Source organism: Achromobacter sp., assembly GCF_036567245.1.
GTDB lineage: Bacteria > Pseudomonadota > Gammaproteobacteria > Burkholderiales > Burkholderiaceae_B > Achromobacter.
This window is the reverse complement of record NZ_DATCUY010000694.1, coordinates 1-18512: the sequence shown is the minus strand read 5'-3', so window position 1 is coordinate 18512 and position 18512 is coordinate 1. Positions and strand designations below refer to the sequence as shown.

Here is an 18512-nt window from a genome sequence, read left to right as displayed (position 1 = left end):
AGGCGCGCGCACAGCCGCGGCCCGGTTCCATACGGCGACCGCCGGCAGGCGTGCCGGGGCTGGCGTACGGAAACGAGGGCTTGGGATCGGTCATCGGACGGGAGCGCCAGGAGGCGCACCCCTCCGAATGGTCGGGTTCGCAGCCAGTCCTGGCGAAGCAATTTGTATGCCATGGGGCATTCCCGCGACAAGTCGGGGAAACCTGATGGCCGGGCAGGATTATAGGCACCCTGGCGGGGATTGGTGGCACCAGGACGGTGCGCGGCGTTCCAAGGAGTGGACAGACCGGCCTCATGGAACGGCCCGTTGCGGCAGCAGGCGCGCCGCTCGGCGGTCCACGAGCCTAAAATCCCCTACATGAGCCGCGCGCGTGCGCGGCAAGCTGGAAGACCCCATGCAAGATATACAACTGCTGCTGGAACAGTACGGCGGGTGGCTCGTATTCGCCAATGTGCTGGTCGAGCAGGCCGGCCTGCCGGTGCCCGCCTATCCCATGCTGATCGCCGCTGGCGCGCTGGGCGGCGCGGGCGGCTGGCTCACGCCCTGGCTGGCCGCCACGCTCGCCTGCCTGCTGGCCGACAGCCTCTGGTACGCGGCTGGGCAGCGCTATGGTTCGCGTCTATTGGGCGTGATCTGCAAGATGTCGCTGTCGCAGGATTCCTGCATCCGGCAGACGCAGCGGCTGTACCTGCGCATTGGCGTGCGTGCGCTGCTGGTGTGCAAGTTCCTGCCGGGCGCGGGGGCGCTGTCCACCGTCATGGCGGGCCTGACGGGGACGCCCTACCGCCGCTTCCTGGGCTATGACCTGGTGGGCTCGCTGATCTGGTCGGGTTCGGCCCTGCTGCTGGGCGGCCTGTTCCATAACGTGGTGAACGACTTCCTGGAAATCCTGGGCACCTATGGCGCCATGGGCCTGGGCGTGCTGGCGGCGGTGCTGGCGCTGTACATCCTGGCGCGCTTCCTGCGGCGCCGCATCCTGCTGCGCAGCCTGCGTGTGATTCCGCGCCTGTCGGTGGACGAGTTGATGCAATGGCGCCAGGACGGCCGCAATGCGCTGGTTTTCGACGTGCGCCCCGAAGCAATGCGCGAAGAGCAGCGCATTCCCGGCGCCATCGCCGTGGACCTGAAGGCGCCCCTGCCTCGGCTGGATGCCGGGGCGCTGGAGTCCGACATCGTCGTGTACTGCGCCTGCCCCAACGAGGTATCGGCCGCGCTGTTGGCGTCGCGGTTGCGCGCCGCCGGCTATCCCAAGACCTGGGCCTTGCGCGGCGGATATCAGGCCTGGCAGGAGCACGAGCACCCGCTCCCCCCGCAAGGCGCATAATTCCGCCATGAGCCCGCGCAGACGGCGGGCAGCCTACAGGAGAGACAGGCATGCGGATTTTGTTCTTGGGCGCCGGCGGCACCGGCGGTTACTTCGGCGGACGGGCGGCCCAGGCGGGCGCGGACGTGACCTTCCTGGTGCGCGAACCGCGCGCCGCAAGGATCCGCGAACAGGGACTGCGCATCAAGAGCCCGCTGGGCGACGCCACGCTGCAGCCGCAACTGGTCACGCAGCAGACCCTGCAAGGCAGTTACGACGTGGTGGTGCTGAGCTGCAAGGCCTATGACCTGGCCAGCGCCATCGAGGCCATCCGCCCCGCGGTCGGACCCGATACCGCGGTGCTGCCCATCATGAACGGCGTGCTGCAGTACGACGTGCTGGACCGCGAGTTCGAGCCGCACCGGGTGCTGGGCGGGCTGTGCCAGATCAACGCCACCCTGGGTCCCGAGGGCGAAGTGGTGCATCTGGGCAAGTACGCCAACATCGTCTTCGGCGAGCGCGCCGGCCCCGCCCGCAGCGAGCGCTGCGTGGCGCTGGAACAGGCCCTGGCCGGTGGCGAGTACGTCAGCCGCCTGAGCACCGACATCTACCAGGACATCTGGGAAAAGTACGTTTTCCTGACGACGCTGGCCGCGGCCACCTGCCTGATGCGCGGCACGGTCGGGCAGATCGCCTCTACCGACGATGGCATCGACATCATGAGCGGGCTGTTGCAGGAATCGCAAGCCGTTGCCGCCGCCTCGGGCCACGCGGTGCGGCCGGAGGCCGACGCCTCGGCGCGCAAGCTGATTACGGACCGTACCCAGCCAGTCACCGCGTCGATGTTCCGCGACCTGAGCCAGGGCCTGCCGGTCGAGGCCGACCACATCGTCGGCGACATGGTCCGGCGCGCCCGCACCCTGGGCGTGGATGCGACCTACCTGCGCACGGCTTATGCGCATCTGCAGGTCTACCAGGCGCAACGCGCCGCTGGCTGAACGCGCCTGCCCCTGGGGCGGCCCCTGTTCAAGCGGGGCCGCCGGGAGCACACTGGCATGGCGGGTTCCCGGGGACTCGACAGGCGGATCCGCCGGCCGCTTCCATCCGGATTTCCCGTTTATTGGTGCAAAAAATGCAAAAAACTCATCCAGTTTTACGGGTTTTTTGATCGGATTTGTACGCATAGTATGGCTTTGCCTGAGCCAAAGCGCGTAGCGCCGCAAGTTGCGGCGGCCCTGGCTCCCCTACCCCAAGGAGCAAGACCATGAAAGTTGCATTGATCGGAATCACCGGCCGCGTGGGTTCGCGCGTGGCTGACGAATTGCTCAAGCGCGGCCACCAGGTCACGGGCATCGCCCGCAACCTGTCCGACGTCAATCCCCAGCCCGGCCTGACGGTCAAACAGGGCGACGCCACCGATCCGGAGGCACTGACCGCATTGCTGACCGGCCACGACGCCGTGATCAGCGCGTCGCGCTTCGTGTCGTCGGACGCCAAGCCGCTTCTGAGCGCCGTGAAGGACGCGGGCGTGCCGCGCCTGCTGGTGGTTGGCGGCGCGGGCAGCCTGCTGGTCGCGCCCGGCAAGATGCTGATCGACACGCCCGAATTTCCCGACGCCTACAAGCCCGAGGCGCGCGCCGGCGTGGTGTTCCTGGACACGCTGCGCCACGAAAAGGTGCTGAACTGGACCTTCCTGTCGCCCTCGGCGCTGTTCGAGCCGGGCGAGCGCACCGGCAAGTTCCGGCTGGGCGACGATACGCTGCTGGCCGATGACGAAGGCAAGAGCTGGATCTCGATGGAAGACTACGCCATCGCGCTGGTCGACGAGCTCGAAACGCCCAAGCATTCGCGCCGCCGCTACACCGTGGGCTATTGATTCCGGTTGCAGGCGGACTGAAGGGGCCTCGGCGAGAGGCCCCTTTTTCATTCCGGCCAAAAGCCGGAATCCATGTTTTTGTTTGTAAACTGGCGCTCCGCCAGCCGGCGTTCCGACCCACCCCTGAGTTTGCCCTGTATGCGTATGAAGTTGAAATCGTTGGCCCTCTGCATGCTGGTTGCCGCGTCCTGTCTGGCGGCTGCGCCGGCCAGCGCGGCGCAGCCCCAGTCCAACAAGGACCTCGTGGTGGCGTTCTTCCGCATGATGTTCCAGGACCGTGACATCGACGAGGCGGTGCGCCTGTACGTCAGCCCGGACTACACCCAGCACAACCCCTATATGCAGGACGGCGTCGGCCCCCTGGTCGACTTTTTTCCCGCCTATTTCGAGCAGCATCCGCAGTCCATCGTCGAGATCAAGCGGGTGATCGCAGAAGGCGACCTGGTGCTTATCCACAACCTGTGGCGCGACTCGCCGGAAGACCGCGGCCAGGCCGTGATGGATATCTTCCGTGTGGAAAACGGCAAGATCGTGGAACACTGGGACGTGAGCCAGGAAATCCCCGAGAACCCGGCCAACAAGAACGGCATGTTCTAGGAAACGCCGCATGTCCAGCATCGAACCCGTAGACCTGTCCCGCGCCTATCTGCTGCTGAACCACGGCCCGACGGTGCTGGTGACCAGCGCCCATGGCGATGCGCGCAACGTCATGGCGGCCGCCTGGGCCATGCCCCTGGACTTCAGTCCGCCCAAGATGCTGGTGGTGGTGGACAAGAACACCTACACGCGCGGCCTGATCGAAGCGTCCGGCGAGTTCGCGCTGTGCATCCCGTCGCGCGCGCAAGCCCGCGCCACGCTGCGGGTGGGCACCGACTCCGGGCGCGACGAAGACAAGTTCCTGGCCAGCGGCCTGACGACCTTTCCCGCCAGCAAGATTGGCGCGCCGCTCATCAGCGGTTGCCTGGGCTGGCTCGAATGCCGCGTCGTGCCCGAACCGCACAACCAGCAGGCCTACGACCTCTTCATTGGCGAAGTCGTGGCGGCGTGGGCCGCGCCGGAAGTGTTCTCCGGCAACCGCTGGCACTTCCCCGACGATGAGCGCCGCTCGGTGCATTACGTGGCCGGCGGTTCTTTCTTCGCCACCGGCGAAGCCTTCAACGTTTCCGATCCGGAGTAATCATCATGCGCAGCGTTTATCTGGCGGGTTTCGATGTGTTCCTGCCCGATGCGGCGGCGCACGGCAAACGCTTGAAGGCGCTGTGCGCCACTTACGGCTTCGACGGCCTGTTCCCGCTGGACAACGAGGCGCCGCGAGACCTGTCGGGCCTGGCGCTGGCGCAATGGATCTACCGCGAGAATGTCGCGCTGATCCGGCGGGCGGACATGGTGATGGCGAACCTGAATCCGTTCCGCGGCGCCGAGCCTGATTCCGGCACGGCTTTTGAAGTCGGCTATGCCATCGCTTGCGGCAAGCCGGTATGGGGCTATACCGGCCAGGCCGGCACGCTGATCGACCAGGTGGCGGTGGGCGCTGCGGCCGACGATGGCGTGTCGCGCATGGTCGATGCGGACGGCCATACCGTGGAAGACTTCGGCTTGAATCTGAACCTGATGCTGGCCTGCAGCGCCCGCATCATTACCGGCAGCGCCGCCGACTGCCTGGCCGAGATGGCCCGGGCTCCGGGCCGCTAGCTGTCCGCCATCAGCCTGGGCCAACCGCCGTTGGCCCGAATAAGCGCTTAGCGGCGCACGGTCTTGGCCGTCTTCCGCGGCGCCTGACGGGCGGCCGCTGCCGGTTCACCCAGGTATCCCATCACCGCGTCGACCACCGCCTGCTCCAGTTGCTGCGTCGAGAATCCCGCGGGCGGCTCCAGCGCCGCCGCATGCACCAGCGACTCCATGATGCGCAACACCACATAGGTCGCCAGGTCGCGGTCCTGCTGCGCGATTTCGGCGCGATGCAGCTCCAGCAGATGGCGCATGCGCCTGTGGATATCCTGATCGGCGCGGCTGTGCTCGTGCGGCTGGTCGAACAGCGGGAACTCCCTTTCCAGCACGCGATGCAGCGCGGGCTCCAGCAGGTGGGCATGCAGCATCGCTTCGACGATGGCCGCGACGCGCTCGCGCAGCGTGGCCGCGGGATTGCTGTCCAGGACCCCGTCGATGACGTCCAGCATCTGGTTGTCGTGGCGGTTGTGCAGCGCCGCGATCAAGGCGTTCTTGTTGGGGAAGTACTGGTACAGCGAACCGACGCTGACGCCGGCCGTCTCCGCGATCAGGTTGGTGTTGGTGCCCGCATAGCCGTGGGTGGCCAGAACGCGAGCCGTGGCTTGCAGAATCGTCTCTACGGTGTGCTGGGATCTGAGCTGGCGCGGTGATTTCCGGGGCTGTGGGATGGCGGTCATGGGTACTGTGAAAGGCGAGTATCGAATATGAGCAACGGCTCATAAAATTTCCGGCAGGCAATCCGGTTCATCGCCCGCACACGGCGATTATGCCATCGGCGGTTTTCGAATTGGTTCCGGATTGCGCATCTCTCACTTAAGGAAAACCAATGTCGCATTCATCGACGGCCGGGGCCATGCCCGCGGCCCAGGGGCCCGTGCGCTCCGTCTTCGCGCAAGTGCTGCCGCTGGCGCTGGCGGTGTTCGTCGGGTTCTTCATGATCGGCCTGCCCATGCCGGTGCTGCCTCTGTATGTAGACGGCACGCTGGCGTTGGGCGCGCTGGTCGTCGGCGTGGTGGCGGGCCTGCAGTTCGCCGCCGCCTTGCTGTCGCGCGCCTATGCGGGTTCGCTGGCCGACCGCCGCGGCGCCAAGCGCGAGGTGGTGGGCGGCTTCGTGCTGGGCTCCATCGCGGGCCTGTTCTATCTCTTGGCCGACGATCTGTCGGCGCGGCCGCAGGCGGCGCTGGCCGCGCTCTTGGCCGGACGCGCGCTGATGGGCTGCGCCGAGAGCCTTATCGTTACTGGCGCGCTGAGCTGGGGCGTGGGCCGCGTGGGGCCGCAGAATGCGGGCCGTGTGATGGCCTGGGTCGGCGTGGCGATCTACGGCGCCTATGCGCTCGGTGCGCCCGCCGGCATGCGGCTCTACGGCGTCACCGGCTTTGCGGGCATCGCCTGGGCCACGGCGCTGATTCCGCTCGCAGCCCTGGCACTGGTGTTGCCGTTGCGCGGGGTGCGCGCGGCAGGCGGCGGGCGCACGCCTTTCTACAAAGTGCTGGGTCTGGTGCTGCTGCCCGGCGCGGGCCTGGCGCTGGCCAGCGTTGGCTTCGGCGTGATCACCGCGTTCGTGAGCCTGCTGTTCTCGCAGCGCGGCTGGGACGGCGCTGCGTGGATTTTCACCGCGTTTGGCGTGGGCTTCATCCTGGCCCGCGTGTTCTTTGCCGGCCTGCCGGACAAGCTGGGCGGCGCGCGTGTGGCGCTGGTGTGCGTGCTGATTGAAGCCGTGGGGCAATGGCTGATCTGGACTGGAGCCACGCCGGCCTGGGCCTTTGCGGGCGCGCTGCTGACGGGCGCGGGCTACTCGCTGGCATTCCCCGCCTTCGGCGTCGAAGCCGTGCGGCGCGTGCCCGCGGCAAGCCGGGGCGCGGCCATGGGAGCGTATGTGGCCTTCCTGGACGTGGCTTTGGGACTGAGCAGCCCTGCGGCCGGCTGGCTGGCCGGCGAGCAAGGCTATGGCGCGGTGTATGCGATGGGCGGTGCGTGCGCGCTGGCGGCGATGGTCGTCGCCATGGCGCTCAAGGGACGGCGCTGAAATACTGGGCGGCGCCGGACCCGGCGCCGCCTGCGCAAGGATCAGACCGTCGCGGCCATCTCCAGCACTTCGTCGTCGATCGCTTCGGCCTGGCCGTCCTTCAGCTGTTGCAGATGGTCGGCCAGTTCGGCGATGGTCAGCGCCACCAGTCCATGCTGGGCGGCGTAGCGCTCAAGGGCGGCGCCGCGCATCATGGTGCCGTCGGCGTTCATCAACTCGCACAGCACGCCGGCCGGACGCAGGCCGGCCAGCACCGCCAGGTCCACCGAGCCTTCGGTGTGGCCGCGGCGGGTCAGCACGCCGCCCGGCTGGGCGCGCAGCGGGAACACGTGGCCCGGGCTGACGATGTCCTCGCTTTGCGCGGACGGCGAGATGGCGGCGCGGATAGTGGTGACGCGATCCACGGCCGACACGCCGGTGCTGACGCCTTCGCGCGCCTCGATGGAAACCGTGAAGGCGGTGGCAAAGCGGCTCTGGTTGCGCTGGACCATGGGCGGCAGCTCCAGCCGGTCCAGGGTTGCGCCGGGCAGGCAGAGGCAGACGATGCCGCTGCCGTCGCGGATCAGTTGGGCCATGACAGGTACCGTCAGCTTGTCGGCGGCCACGATCAGGTCGGCCTCGTTCTCGCGGTCGAAATCGTCCATGAGGATGACGGGACGGCCCAGGCGCAGATGATGCAGGGCGCGCTGCAAACGAGCGGCGAAAGGCTGCGATGCCAGGCTGGGGATGGGGGACTGCGGGGTAAGGGTAACGTTGGACATTTGAAACGCTCTCGCAAGTTAATAGGGGCGAAAAACGTTTCAGGGCTACTCGACAGCCGAACGCAATACGGCAGTCCAGGCGCGGGTGCGCCCGGTGCTACCGTTGTGCCGGCACATCTTCTCTCATCCGGACTATGACCGTCGGCCCTGGCATCTCACCAGATCTGCTGACCCCGGTATCCGTGAAGGACGCCGGGCGCTCGCGGGCTCGCCACATTGCATGGCATACCGCCGGTGGGGAATTACACCCCGCCCTGAAGACGTACTGCATGTCGTGTTAACGACCTGGAGGATTGTACGCCTGTCCGCGGCCAGAGCCGGAATACGCCGGCCGCGCCTGGGGTCTTCGGCAGAAGGCGGGGTCCGACCCCGCCAGGATCAGGAGGCCGTTTCGACGGTTTCGGGCTGGTCGGCCGTGTCTTTCTTTTTCTTTTTGGCCGGCAGCGCCAGCATCGTGCCGCGGCAAGGCGGCGTGCCGCAGAGGCAGCGGTAGCCTTCCTTCAGTTTCTTGGTGATGCGGCCGTCCAGCACCAGACCGTAGTCGTACGACAGCTCGGTGCCGCGCGGGATATCCTGCAGCGCGACGATGTAGACGCGCTTGCCGTGCTTGCCTTCCTGCGCCTCGCAGTTCGGTTCGCAGGAATGGTTGATCCAGCGGGCGTCGTTGCCGTTGTCGCCGCCGTCGATCACGCGGCCGGAGCTGAGCGCGAAGAAGAAGGTGTGGAAGGGATCGTCCGGATTGGTCGGATGGCGGCGGTCGGCTTCCTTGGCGCTGATGCGTTCGCCGCCGTACTCGACGATGCGCGTGCCTGCGGGAATCTTGCGCGCGGCGAAGACGCCGTTGCCGTGCAGCTTGGAGCGGCGGACGGCATACCAGGGCTTGATCGGAGTGTCTTCGTTGGTCATTGATCAGTGGAAGTGGCGGTGAGACGAAACAGAATTATATCGGCGCGTTTTTGACAGCTTGATGGGCGTATAGTGTGCGCCGCCCTGTTCCTCCCCGGTTACGCACCATGATTGTCCGTCCGCGTCCTTCCGCGCTGGCTTTGTTCTTTGTCTTGCGCGGCTCCATCATCCCTCGGATCCTCAGCCGCATCCTGGTCATCACGGCGTTGTCCTGCCTAGTGGTGTGGATGTACCACCAGGCATGGTTCTCGCCCGCCCACTTGTCCGCGGTGCCGTTTTCGCTGTTCGGCCTGGCCCTGTCCGTGTTCATGGGCTTTCGCAACAACGTCTGCTACGACCGCTGGTGGGAAGCGCGCAAGCAATGGGGCGAACTGATCGTGCAGGCGCGCAGCCTGGCGCGCGAAAGTGCGGTGCTGCTGGCGGCCAGCACCGCCAACCCGGTGCAGGAACGCATCGTGCGCCGTTGCATCGGCTTCGGCTACGCGCTGGCGGCGCGGCTGCGCCAGGAAGACATGGCTGCTGCTGCGCGCCCCTGGGTGCAGCAGGACGAAGCCGAGATTCTGGCAGGCTGCCGCAATGTGCCCGATGCGCTGCTCATGGCCATCAACCGCGACCTGGCGGCCTGCCTGCGGCGCGGCGAACTGACCGACATCCTGTATCAGGCGCTGACCCAGCGCGTGGCCGCCTGCGCCGCCATCCAGGCGGCCTGCGAGCGCATCAAGTTCACGCCTTCGCCCTTCGCCTATTCCCTGCTGCTGCATCGCACGGCCTGGCTGTTCTGCCTGTTGCTGCCTTTCGGCTTGGTGGGCACGCTGGAATACATGATGCCGGCGGCCGTCACCATCGTGGCCTATACCTTCTTCGGCCTGGACGCGGTGGGCGACGAACTGGAAGACCCGTTCGGCTCGGATGAGAATGACCTGCCGCTGTCGGCGCTGGCCCGCGTGATCGAGATCGACCTCCTGGAAGGCCTGGGCGTGCGGCCCCTGCCCGAACCCGCCGAGCCGGTGGACTTCGTGCTGCGCTGAGGCGCGCCTATTCCGCCATGCCGGTCAGCGGCAGCTTGGTTTCCTTCAACCGGCGCAGCACGAAGCAGGATTTGCTGTGCCGGATGCCGGGGATGCGGTAGAGCTGTTCACGCAGCAGCCGCTCGTAGTCGCGGGTGTCGCGCACGGCGATGCGGATGTAATAGTCGTAGTCGCCCGAGACCAGGAAGGCTTCCAGGACCTCGGGAATCTGCGCCAGCGCCCGGCCGAACTCGTACAGCGTCTCCTCGCTGTGGCTCTCCAGCGTGACGTGGACGATCACCGTGTCCATGAAGCCCAGGCTGGCCGGGTCGATGTCCACGGTATAGCCGCGGATCACCCCGGCGCTTTCCATGCGCTTGATGCGGTTCCAGCACGGCGTGGACGACAGGCCCACGGCGGCGCCGATGTCGTTCAGGCTGGCGCGCGCGTTGTCCTGCAGCACCTTCAATATGGCGAGATCAAACTTGTCCAGGTTCATTTTCTTTGATTCCTTCAAATCAAAGATAAATTTACTCCGTCTATCGGTTATTCGTGGAAAAGAAGATAAATATTCTTCCGATCTACGAATAAGATAGATAGCATGAACGATCGCCTGCACCCCACCGCCGCCGCCGCGCTTGCCGCCACTGATCGCCCCGCTCACAACGGGGCGAAAATTCTGCTCGACACGCTGATTGCCCACGGCGTGGATACCGTCTTCGGCTATCCCGGGGGCGCGGTGCTGCCGTTGTACGACGCCCTCTACGCCGAGCCGCGCCTGCGCCATGTGCTGGTGCGCCACGAGCAGGCCGCCGTGCACGCCGCCGAGGGCTACGCCCGCAGCACCGGCCGTACGGGCGTGGTCTTCGTCACGTCCGGCCCAGGCATGGCCAACACCACTTCCGGCCTGCTGGACGCCATGTGCGATTCGATCCCGGTGCTCTGTATCAGCGGCCAGGTCGCGACGGCGGCCATCGGCACCGACGCTTTCCAGGAATGTGACGCCATCGGCATCTCGCGTTCGGTGACCAAGTGGAATACCCAGGTCCGGGCGGTAGACGACGTGGCCGCTGTTGTCGCCCGCGCCTTTGAGCTGACCCGCCAGGGCCGCCCAGGCCCGGTGTTGCTGGATTTTCCCAAGGACGTGCAGTTGGCTGTTCCGCGCGACGCGGATGACGATGCCGAGCCCTCGCAACAGAGGCTGGCCGCGCTGCGCGCGCGCCGCCAGGCGGGCAAGCTGGCGCCCAAGCTGCCGCAGTCGGCCGTGCGCCGCGCCGCCGCGCTGATCGCTCAGGCCAAGCGGCCCATCTTCTACGGCGGTGGCGGGCTGGTGAATGCCGGCCCCGAGGCCTGCGAGGCGTACACGGACCTGGTGCGCCATACCGGCGCGCCCTGCACCCTGACTCTGATGGGCCTGGGTGCGTTCCCCGCGTCCGATCCGCAGTTCGTCGGCATGCTGGGCATGCACGGCACGGTCGAGGCCAACCTGGCCATGCACAACGCCGACCTGGTGGTCTGCATCGGCGCCCGCTTCGATGACCGCATCACCGGCAAGCTGTCGGAATTCTGCCCGCATGCACGCAAGATCCACATCGACATCGACCCGGCCTCCATCAACAAGGTGGTGCGCGTGGACGTGGCGCTGGTGGGCGATTGCCTGCCGCTGGTGCGCGCCTTGCGCGCCGAACTCGGCGATGAGCCCATGGACGCGGCGCGCCTGGCGCCCTGGTACAAGCGCATCGCCGCCTGGCGCGCCCAGGACTGCCTGGGCTACACCCCGGCCGCCGACGCGATCCTGCCGCAGCACCTGATGTCGCGCCTGAACACCGCGCTGGCGGACCGCGATGCCATTGTCTCGACCGACGTGGGCCAGCACCAGATGTGGGCCGCGCAGTACCTGCGTTTCGACAAGCCCAACCGTTGGCTGACCTCCGGCGGCGCGGGCACCATGGGTTATGGCGTGCCCGCCGCGATCGGCGCGCAGGTCGGACACCCGGACAAGACCGTGGTCTGCGTCAGCGGCGATGCATCAGTGCTGATGAACATCCAGGAACTGTCCACCGCCATGCAGCACCAGACGCCCGTCAAGGTCGTGCTGTGCAACAACGGCTACATGGGCATGGTGCGGCAGTGGCAGGAGCTGATCCATGGCGGACGCTACAGCCATAGCTACAACGCCTCCCTGCCCGATTTCGTGGCGCTGGCGCGCGCCTTCGGCTGGGGCGCGGCCCGGGTGGACGATCCGGCGCAGCTGGACGCGGCGCTGGCCGAATGCCTGGCGCATGACGGTCCCTACTTCCTGGACGTGGCGGTGACGGCGCAGGAGAACTGCTTCCCGATGATGCCGGCAGGCCATGGGCATCAGAAAATGATGCTGGCCGAAGGCGTCTGGTATCAGGACGAGACGACCTGATCGCCGATGGGCTGCGGGAGCAGCCCATCGGTTCGCTTCAAAACTGGATGGACAAGCCGCCGTCCACCACCAGCACGTGCCCATTCACATATGACGCCGCCGGTGACGCCAGGAACACGGCGGCGCCCGCGATTTCCTCCGGTTCACCCCAGCGGCCCATGGGATTGCGCTCGGCGATCCGCGGGCCGACCGCGGGGTCAGCCACCATCTCCGCATTGGTTTCGGTGGCGAAGGTGCCCGGCGCGATGGCGTTGCTGGTGATGCCGTAGCCGCCGAATTCCGCGGCCAGCGCGCGCACCATGCCCGTCAGGCCCTGCTTGGCCGCGGGATAGACCGCATCGCCCGCGCGCGCCAGTTCGCCCACCACCGAGGTGATCGCGATCAAGCGGCCGCTGCCCTGGCGCACCATGCGCTCGGCGGCGAACTTGGCCAGCAGCATGCCGGCGACCATATCGGTGTCGATCAGCTCGCGGATCTCGGCGGGGCTGGTGTCGCGCAGGGTCTTGCGGTTGCGCGCGCCGACGTTGTTCACCAGGATGTCCAGGCGGCGGTGGTCGCGGTCTATGTCCAGGAAAGCGCGTTCCATGGCGGCGTCGTCGCTGATGTCGAACGGCAGCGGATGCGCGTCCAGGCCGGCGGCAGACAGTTCACCCGCCGCGGCCGCGACGGCCTCGGCGTTGCGGCCGTTGATCAGCACGCGCGCGCCGCAGCCGGCCAATGCCCGCGCGATGCAGAAGCCCAGCCCGCGGGCAGAACCTGTGACCAGGGCGACCTGTCCCGTCAGGTCGAAGTTGCGCAAATACGGCAGCGTATTCATGTCAGTCGTCCAAAGTGCTTCGTCTCAATCAGGGCGGTGCGGATCCGGCTCCGCCAGTCCGCAGCTGCGCCCTCCTGGGGCGAAGGGCGCAGCGCTGCGGGGGGATCTACCTATTCCCGGAACTCCGGCGCCCAGTGCAGCAGCCGCCGTTCCAGCCAGGTCACACAATAAACCAGCGCGATGCCGACGATGGACAGCAGCGTCACCGCCGCGAACATGTCGGTGGCGTTCAGCGTCGCCAGCGCGGTGATCATCAGATAGCCCATGCCCGTGGTGGAGCCGACGAACTCCGCCAGCACCACGCCGATCAGCGCGAAGCTGATGGCGTTGGGCAAGGCCGCGAAGGTCCACGCGGCCGCGGTCGGGATACGCACCCGCCACAGGATCTGGCGCGGCGAGCCGCCCAGCGTGCGGCAGAAGTCCACCAGTTCGCGTTCCACGCTGCGTCCGCCCTTGTAGGTGTTGAAGAACACCAGGAAGAACACCACGAACCACGACGTCACCACCTTGGAGGCCAGGCCCAGTCCGAAGAACATGGTGATGAGCGGCACGAAGGCGATGCGCGGCATCGAGTTGAACGCCACGATGAAGGGGTTGAAGACGTCGGCCAGGAAGCGGCTGCGGCTGAGCGTCATGCCCACCACGAAGCCGCTGCCCACGCCCACCAGCAGCCCCACCATGGTGGCCTGCAGGGTCAGCCATAAATGCGGCCAGACCGAGCGCGGGCCGGGCTGCAGCCATTCCCACAGGCGCACGGCCACGCGCGAAGGCTGGCTGATGAAGAAGGGATCGAACAGGGTGTTCTGGGTGAACCAGGGGATGCGCGTGAGCGTTTCCCAGGAGCCCAGGATGATGGCAAGAATCAGCACTTGCCACAGCGTGATGCGCAGCCGGCGCGCGATGCTGGCGCGGCGGTCCAGCCGCAGCTGGTCCTGCAGGGAATCGGCGGAATCAGTCGTGGTCATGACGCGTATTGGTTCAAGCGGCGGCGCGGAACTGCTGTCCCAGCACGCTCCAAAGGCTTTGCACGTGGGTCACGAACTGCGGCGTTTCGCGCAGCGTGAAGACGTCGCGCGGATGCGGGATTTCGATGCGCTCGTCCAGCAGCACGCGGCTGGGCGGACCGGACAACACCACCACGCGGTCGGACAGCAGGATGGCTTCGTCCAGGTCGTGCGTGACCATGACGATGGTCTGGCCCAGCTTGCGCCAGATCTCGATCAGTTCGCGGTGCAGGTGCGTCTTGGTGTGGGTGTCCAGTGCGCCGAAGGGCTCGTCCAGCAGCAGGATGCGGGGCTCGACCGCCAGGCTCATCAAGAGCGCCACGCGCCGCCGCATGCCGCCCGACAGCTGGTGCGGAAAGGCGTCGGCGAATTGGCTCAGGTGGCCCATTTCCAGCAGTTCGGCCACGCGGCGCTCGATCTTGTCGGCGGACACACCCTGGAACTTCAGGCCCAGCGCCACGTTCTTTCTTACGCTGAACCAGGGCAGCAGCGTGTCCTTCTGGAAGATGTACCCCAGCGCCGGCGGCACCTGTCCGTCGACCACGCGGCCGTCCACGCGGATGGTGCCGGTGGTCGGGCGCAGAAAGCCCGCGATCATGTTCAGCAGCGTGCTCTTGCCGCAGCCCGAGGGGCCGACGATGGAGACGAACTCGCCCTCCGGGATCGTCAGGCTGACCTCGCCCACCGCATGCGTGGTGGTCTGGCGCGTCTGGTAGGCCTTGCCCACCTTGTCCAGCGTGATCATCAAAGGCCCCGGGCGCGGCGCACGAAGCCCATGTTCACGCAACGGTCGTAGGGCACGGTCTTGATCTCGTCGTTGGAGAACTGGCGGCCGTCGCCCATGATGGCCGTCATGCGGTCATAGGCGTCCTGGGTAATGATGTTGTCCTTCAGGAACACCGTTTCCTTGTAGACGCCCAGCGTCTTCTCGATGGCGGCGCGGGGGAAGGCGTTCAGGTAATCGTCGTAGATGGCGTCGGTGACGGCCGCGGCGCTGTTGGCGCTGATGAAGTCCTGCGCGCGGACCAGGCCGGTCACGAAGGCCTGCACCACTTCGGGGCGCTTCTGGATGGTGTCCTGCAGGGTCAGGGCCGCGATGCCGGGCACGTCGCCGCCCATGAATTCGTTCCACGAGCTTTCTGTGGTGGCGTCGAAGATGGGCACGCCCCAGCCTTCCTGCTGGGCCTGTTCCATCATGGACATGGTGGCCATGCTGGCGGACACGGAACCGGTCTTGAGCGCGCCCAGCATGGTGGCCAGGTCGCCCAACGGGCGGATGTCCACCTTGTCGGCCACGCCGGCCTTCTGCATCAGGTACAGCGCCATCAGCCAGGTGCTGGACTGTGGCTGGGTGGCGCCCACGCGCTTGCCGGCCAGGTCCTTCAGCGACTTGATCTTGCCGCTTTCGAAGTCCTCGCGACGCACGATGACGTTGGCGTAGGTGAGCTTGCGGTCGAAGCCGAACACCAGCGTGGCGGGCTTGCCGGCCAGCGTCAGCGCGGGGGCGGCCGTGGCGGCGGTGGCGCCGAACACGATCTGGCCCGCGGCCAGCAGCTGGTTGGTGCGCGGACCGCTCTGCGAATTCAGGTACTCGACTTCCAGCCCGCCCTCGCCGAAATAGCCCTTCTTCAGCGCGACGTAGCCCGCAGCGAAGAACGGGTCGATGCTGCCCTGGCCGTAGACCACGCGGCCCAGCTTGGGCTGCGCGAACGCAACACGGCCGTTGATGAGGCTGATGCCGGCCAGCGCGCCTGCGGCGGCCAGCACGCGGCGGCGGGTGGTGGAGTCGGGGCTGTTGCTCATGTCGTCCTCGGAATAGGTCTGGTTGCAGCGGTTTGGCGTAGACAATACCCCAGCAACTGGCGTCCAACAATGGAAAACGCCCGGTTGCCCGGGCGTTGTGCGCGATAAGCGGAAGAGGCGTGGCTCCTCTGCTATGCGGCGGTCTTTTTCGGCGCTGCCTTCTTCACCGCTTTCTTGGCGGCCGTTTTCGTGGCCGTCTTGGTTGCGGTCTTCTTCACCGCGGCCTTCTTGGCCGGCGCTTTCTTGGCGGCGGTCTTGGTCGCGGTTTTTGCAGCCGTCTTGGCCGGTGCGCGGCCCGGCTTTTCAGGACGCGGCTCGAACTCGAAGCCGATCTTGCCGTCCGGCTGGCGGACGAGGAAGGCCTTGAACTTGCGGTTGGTGCGGCTGGAGACGAAGCCGTCGAGCAGGTCGGTGCGGCCGTTGGTCAGCAGCTTTTCCATCTGCTCGCGCGAGATCTCCTGCTGCAGGATGACCTTGCCCGAACGGAAATCGCAGCTCTTTTCGGGGCCGACGGATTTTTCGCAGACATAGCTCATGCCGTGCTCGAACACGCGCGACTGGCACTTGGGGCACGAACCCACCGGCGTGTGGCCGGAGAAGTCCACGGCCTCGTTGTCGTCTTCGTCGCTCTGGCCGAAGTCGAACTCCAGCTTGAATTCATCGCTGATGCGCAGGATGGCGGCGAACGGCCGGCCCATCTTGCTGATGAAGCCTTGCAGCGGGCCGATCTCGCGCTTGGCCAGCAGCTCTTCGACTTCCGGCAGCTCGAAGGTGCGGCCGCCCGGGTGTTTGCCGATGGAGAAGTCGCAGGCGGTGCAGGCGAAGCGGCGATAGTTTTCCTTCACCACGGCGCCGCACTTGGGGCACGGCGTCTGCAGCGTGGCGTAGTCGCCCGGCACCGTGTCGCGCTCGTATTCCTTGGCGCGCTTGACGATAACCTGGGTCATCTGCGCGATCTCGCGCATGAAGGCCTCGCGGCCCAGGCCGCCCTGCTCGATCTGCTTGAGCTTGTGCTCCCATTCGCCGGTGAGTTCCGGCGAGGTCAGCTCGGTCACGTCCAGGCCGGACAGCAGCGTCATCAGCTGGCGCGCCTTGGCGGTGGGCACCAGGTCGCGGCCTTCGCGGCGCAAGTAGACCTCGTTGAGCAGGCCTTCGATGATGGCGGCGCGCGTGGCCGGCGTGCCCAGGCCGCGCTCGGACATGGCTTCGCGCAGCTCTTCGTCGTCCACCAGCTTGCCGGCGCCTTCCATGGCCGACAGCAGCGTGCCTTCGTTGAAGCGAGCCGGGGGCTTGGTGGTGAGGCCGACGGCTTCCACGTCCTCGGTGCGCACGGTTTCGCCGTCCGCCACGGGTACCAGGTTGGCGTCTTCGCCCTGGGCTTCCTTGCCGTAGACGGCCAGCCATCCGGGGTTGACCAGCACCTTGCCGTCGGTGCGGAAGCGGTGCCCCTGCACTTCGGTCATGCGGGTGGTGACGCGGTATTCCGCGGCGGGGAAGAACACCGCCAGGAAGCGCTTGAGCACCAGGTCGTACAGCTTGGCCTCGGCCTCGCTCAGGTCGTGCGGGATCTGCAGCGTGGGGATGATGGCAAAGTGGTCCGACACCTTCTTGTTGTCGAAGATGCGGCGGTTCGGCTTGACCCATTGATTGCCGACCACGGTTTCCGCGTGGCGCGACAGGCCGCCCACGGCGTTGGAGCCGCCCTTGGCCAGCGCGCGCATGGTTTCCTGCACCGTGGCGATGTAATCCTCGGGCAGGTAGCGCGAATCGGTACGCGGGTAGGTCAACGCCTTGTGGCGTTCGTACAGGGTCTGGGCCAGCGACAGCGTGGTCTTGGCCGAAAAGCCGAACCGGCCGTTGGCCTCGCGCTGCAACGACGTCAGGTCGTACAGGGCCGGCGACATCTGGGTCGACGGCTTGGATTCTTCCGTGACGTTGCCCGGCTGGTCGCGGCAGGCGGCCACCACGCTTTGCGCGGCGGCGGCCGACCACAGGCGCGATTCGCGCTTTTCCGGGTCGCGGTCGTCTTTCTTGAATTGCGGGTCGATCCAGCGGCCTTCGTACAGGCCGGCGGCGGCGATGAAGGTGGCGCGCACTTCCCAGTAGTCGCGGGGCACGAAGCGGCGGATGCGCTCTTCGCGCTCGGCCACGATCGCCAGCGTGGGCGTCTGCACGCGGCCCACCGGCGTCTTGAAGAAGCCGCCGTCCTTGCTGTTGAAGGCGGTCATGGCGCGCGTGCCGTTGATGCCGACCAGCCAGTCGGCTTCGGCGCGCGAGCGGGCGGCGGCTTCCAGCGGCTTGAGCTGCACGTCGTCGCGCAGGTTGGCGAAGGCTTCGCGGATGGCGGCCTGCGTCATCGATTGCAGCCACAGGCGCTGGATCGGTTTTTTCACGCCCGCATACTGAATGATGTAGCGGAAGATCAGTTCGCCCTCGCGTCCCGCGTCACAGGCGTTGATGATCGAATCCACATCCTTGCGCTTGGCCAGGCGGACCAGCAGCTTCAGGCGTTCGGCCGACTTCTTGTCGGTGGGGCCCAGTTCGAATTCCGGCGGAATTACGGGCAGGTGCGTGAAGCTCCACTTCCCCTTGACCGGATCGTTGGGCGCGACCAAGCTCAGCAAGTGGCCGATGCTGGACGCCAGTACGTAACGTTCGCTTTCAAAATAGTCGCCCTCGCGCGCAAAGCCTCCCAAGGCGCGTGATATATCAAGGGCCACCGAGGGCTTCTCGGCAATAATCAGCGTTTTATTCATGTGTATCCAGTGGCGGTAGTCCCGCCTTAGTAGCGCGGATAATAAGATCGGAGATTCGCCAGATGCAAGTCGGCACTGAAAGACAAGCGGGATCCGAACTGCACGCTTGGCG

General features: G+C 66.6%; 18 protein-coding genes and 1 riboswitch. Of the genes, 9 read left to right on the top strand and 9 right to left on the bottom strand.

Annotation, left to right across the window (positions count from 1 at the left end; translation table 11 throughout):
- Window positions 1–394 precede the first annotated feature (394 nt).
- The 6 genes from VIR09_RS29820 to VIR09_RS29795 all read left to right on the top strand — a co-directional run bounded on the left by VIR09_RS29820 (window position 395) and on the right by VIR09_RS29795 (window position 4871).
- A complete protein-coding gene (locus tag VIR09_RS29820) occupies window positions 395–1324 on the top strand; it encodes a DedA family protein/thiosulfate sulfurtransferase GlpE (RefSeq protein WP_332016152.1) in 930 nt (309 codons plus the stop codon).
- 50 nt (window positions 1325–1374) lie between these two features.
- Complete coding sequence (panE, locus tag VIR09_RS29815; protein ID WP_332016151.1) at window positions 1375–2301, top strand: 2-dehydropantoate 2-reductase; 927 nt, start codon at window positions 1375–1377, stop codon at window positions 2299–2301.
- Between the two features lie 266 nt (window positions 2302–2567).
- On the top strand, window positions 2568–3179 hold the full coding sequence (locus VIR09_RS29810; RefSeq protein WP_332016150.1) for an NAD(P)-dependent oxidoreductase: 612 nt from the start codon (window positions 2568–2570) through the stop codon (window positions 3177–3179).
- A gap of 144 nt (window positions 3180–3323) precedes the next feature.
- Window positions 3324–3776 (top strand): nuclear transport factor 2 family protein, encoded by a 453-nt coding sequence (locus tag VIR09_RS29805; RefSeq protein ID WP_332016149.1) that lies wholly within the window; start codon window positions 3324–3326, stop codon window positions 3774–3776.
- A gap of 10 nt (window positions 3777–3786) precedes the next feature.
- Window positions 3787–4356: a flavin reductase family protein gene (locus VIR09_RS29800; protein ID WP_332016148.1), complete on the top strand. Its 570-nt coding sequence runs from the start codon at window positions 3787–3789 to the stop codon at window positions 4354–4356.
- 5 nt (window positions 4357–4361) lie between these two features.
- A complete protein-coding gene (locus VIR09_RS29795; protein ID WP_332016147.1) occupies window positions 4362–4871 on the top strand; it encodes a nucleoside 2-deoxyribosyltransferase in 510 nt (169 codons plus the stop codon).
- Window positions 4872–4918: 47 nt separating this feature from the next.
- Here VIR09_RS29795 and VIR09_RS29790 read toward each other — a convergent pair whose 3' ends face one another.
- Complete coding sequence (locus VIR09_RS29790; protein WP_332016146.1) at window positions 4919–5584, bottom strand: TetR/AcrR family transcriptional regulator; 666 nt, start codon at window positions 5582–5584, stop codon at window positions 4919–4921.
- 149 nt (window positions 5585–5733) lie between these two features.
- Between VIR09_RS29790 and VIR09_RS29785 the strand changes: the two genes are divergently transcribed.
- Complete coding sequence (locus tag VIR09_RS29785; RefSeq protein WP_332016145.1) at window positions 5734–6933, top strand: arabinose transporter; 1200 nt, start codon at window positions 5734–5736, stop codon at window positions 6931–6933.
- A gap of 41 nt (window positions 6934–6974) precedes the next feature.
- On the opposite strand, the gene ribB is transcribed toward VIR09_RS29785, so the two are convergent.
- Both ribB and VIR09_RS29775 read right to left on the bottom strand, forming a co-directional pair.
- Entirely contained in the window at window positions 6975–7694 is a 720-nt protein-coding gene (gene ribB / locus VIR09_RS29780) for a 3,4-dihydroxy-2-butanone-4-phosphate synthase (protein WP_332016144.1), read from the bottom strand.
- Window positions 7695–7805: 111 nt separating this feature from the next.
- Window positions 7806–7960: riboswitch (FMN riboswitch) on the bottom strand.
- Between the two features lie 112 nt (window positions 7961–8072).
- A complete protein-coding gene (locus VIR09_RS29775; protein ID WP_332016143.1) occupies window positions 8073–8600 on the bottom strand; it encodes an SET domain-containing protein in 528 nt (175 codons plus the stop codon).
- Between the two features lie 107 nt (window positions 8601–8707).
- Here VIR09_RS29775 and VIR09_RS29770 point away from each other — a divergent pair, with 107 nt between their 5' ends.
- Window positions 8708–9628 carry a bestrophin family protein gene (locus tag VIR09_RS29770; protein WP_332016142.1) on the top strand — a complete coding sequence of 307 codons (921 nt, stop codon included), beginning with the start codon at window positions 8708–8710 and terminating at the stop codon, window positions 9626–9628.
- Between the two features lie 7 nt (window positions 9629–9635).
- Here the strand turns inward: VIR09_RS29770 and VIR09_RS29765 are convergent, their stop codons facing one another.
- The gene (locus VIR09_RS29765; protein WP_088155027.1) at window positions 9636–10106 is read right to left on the bottom strand and encodes an Lrp/AsnC family transcriptional regulator; all 471 of its coding nucleotides are present in this window, start codon (window positions 10104–10106) and stop codon (window positions 9636–9638) included.
- 93 nt (window positions 10107–10199) lie between these two features.
- Here VIR09_RS29765 and ilvB point away from each other — a divergent pair, with 93 nt between their 5' ends.
- Window positions 10200–12020 carry a biosynthetic-type acetolactate synthase large subunit gene (gene ilvB / locus VIR09_RS29760; RefSeq protein ID WP_332016153.1) on the top strand — a complete coding sequence of 607 codons (1821 nt, stop codon included), beginning with the start codon at window positions 10200–10202 and terminating at the stop codon, window positions 12018–12020.
- Between the two features lie 37 nt (window positions 12021–12057).
- Here ilvB and VIR09_RS29755 read toward each other — a convergent pair whose 3' ends face one another.
- The 5 genes from VIR09_RS29755 to VIR09_RS29735 all read right to left on the bottom strand — a co-directional run bounded on the left by VIR09_RS29755 (window position 12058) and on the right by VIR09_RS29735 (window position 18400).
- Window positions 12058–12837 carry an SDR family oxidoreductase gene (locus tag VIR09_RS29755; RefSeq protein ID WP_332016141.1) on the bottom strand — a complete coding sequence of 260 codons (780 nt, stop codon included), beginning with the start codon at window positions 12835–12837 and terminating at the stop codon, window positions 12058–12060.
- Window positions 12838–12947: 110 nt separating this feature from the next.
- Complete coding sequence (locus tag VIR09_RS29750; RefSeq protein WP_332016140.1) at window positions 12948–13802, bottom strand: ABC transporter permease; 855 nt, start codon at window positions 13800–13802, stop codon at window positions 12948–12950.
- A 13-nt stretch (window positions 13803–13815) separates the two neighbouring features.
- Window positions 13816–14586: an ABC transporter ATP-binding protein gene (locus VIR09_RS29745; RefSeq protein WP_332016139.1), complete on the bottom strand. Its 771-nt coding sequence runs from the start codon at window positions 14584–14586 to the stop codon at window positions 13816–13818.
- Window positions 14586–15644 carry an ABC transporter substrate-binding protein gene (locus VIR09_RS29740; RefSeq protein ID WP_332016138.1) on the bottom strand — a complete coding sequence of 353 codons (1059 nt, stop codon included), beginning with the start codon at window positions 15642–15644 and terminating at the stop codon, window positions 14586–14588. The genes VIR09_RS29745 and VIR09_RS29740 overlap by 1 nt, the downstream gene beginning before the upstream one ends.
- 131 nt (window positions 15645–15775) lie before the next feature.
- The gene (locus VIR09_RS29735; RefSeq protein WP_332016137.1) at window positions 15776–18400 is read right to left on the bottom strand and encodes a DNA topoisomerase III; all 2625 of its coding nucleotides are present in this window, start codon (window positions 18398–18400) and stop codon (window positions 15776–15778) included.
- Between the last annotated feature and the right edge of the window lie 112 nt (window positions 18401–18512).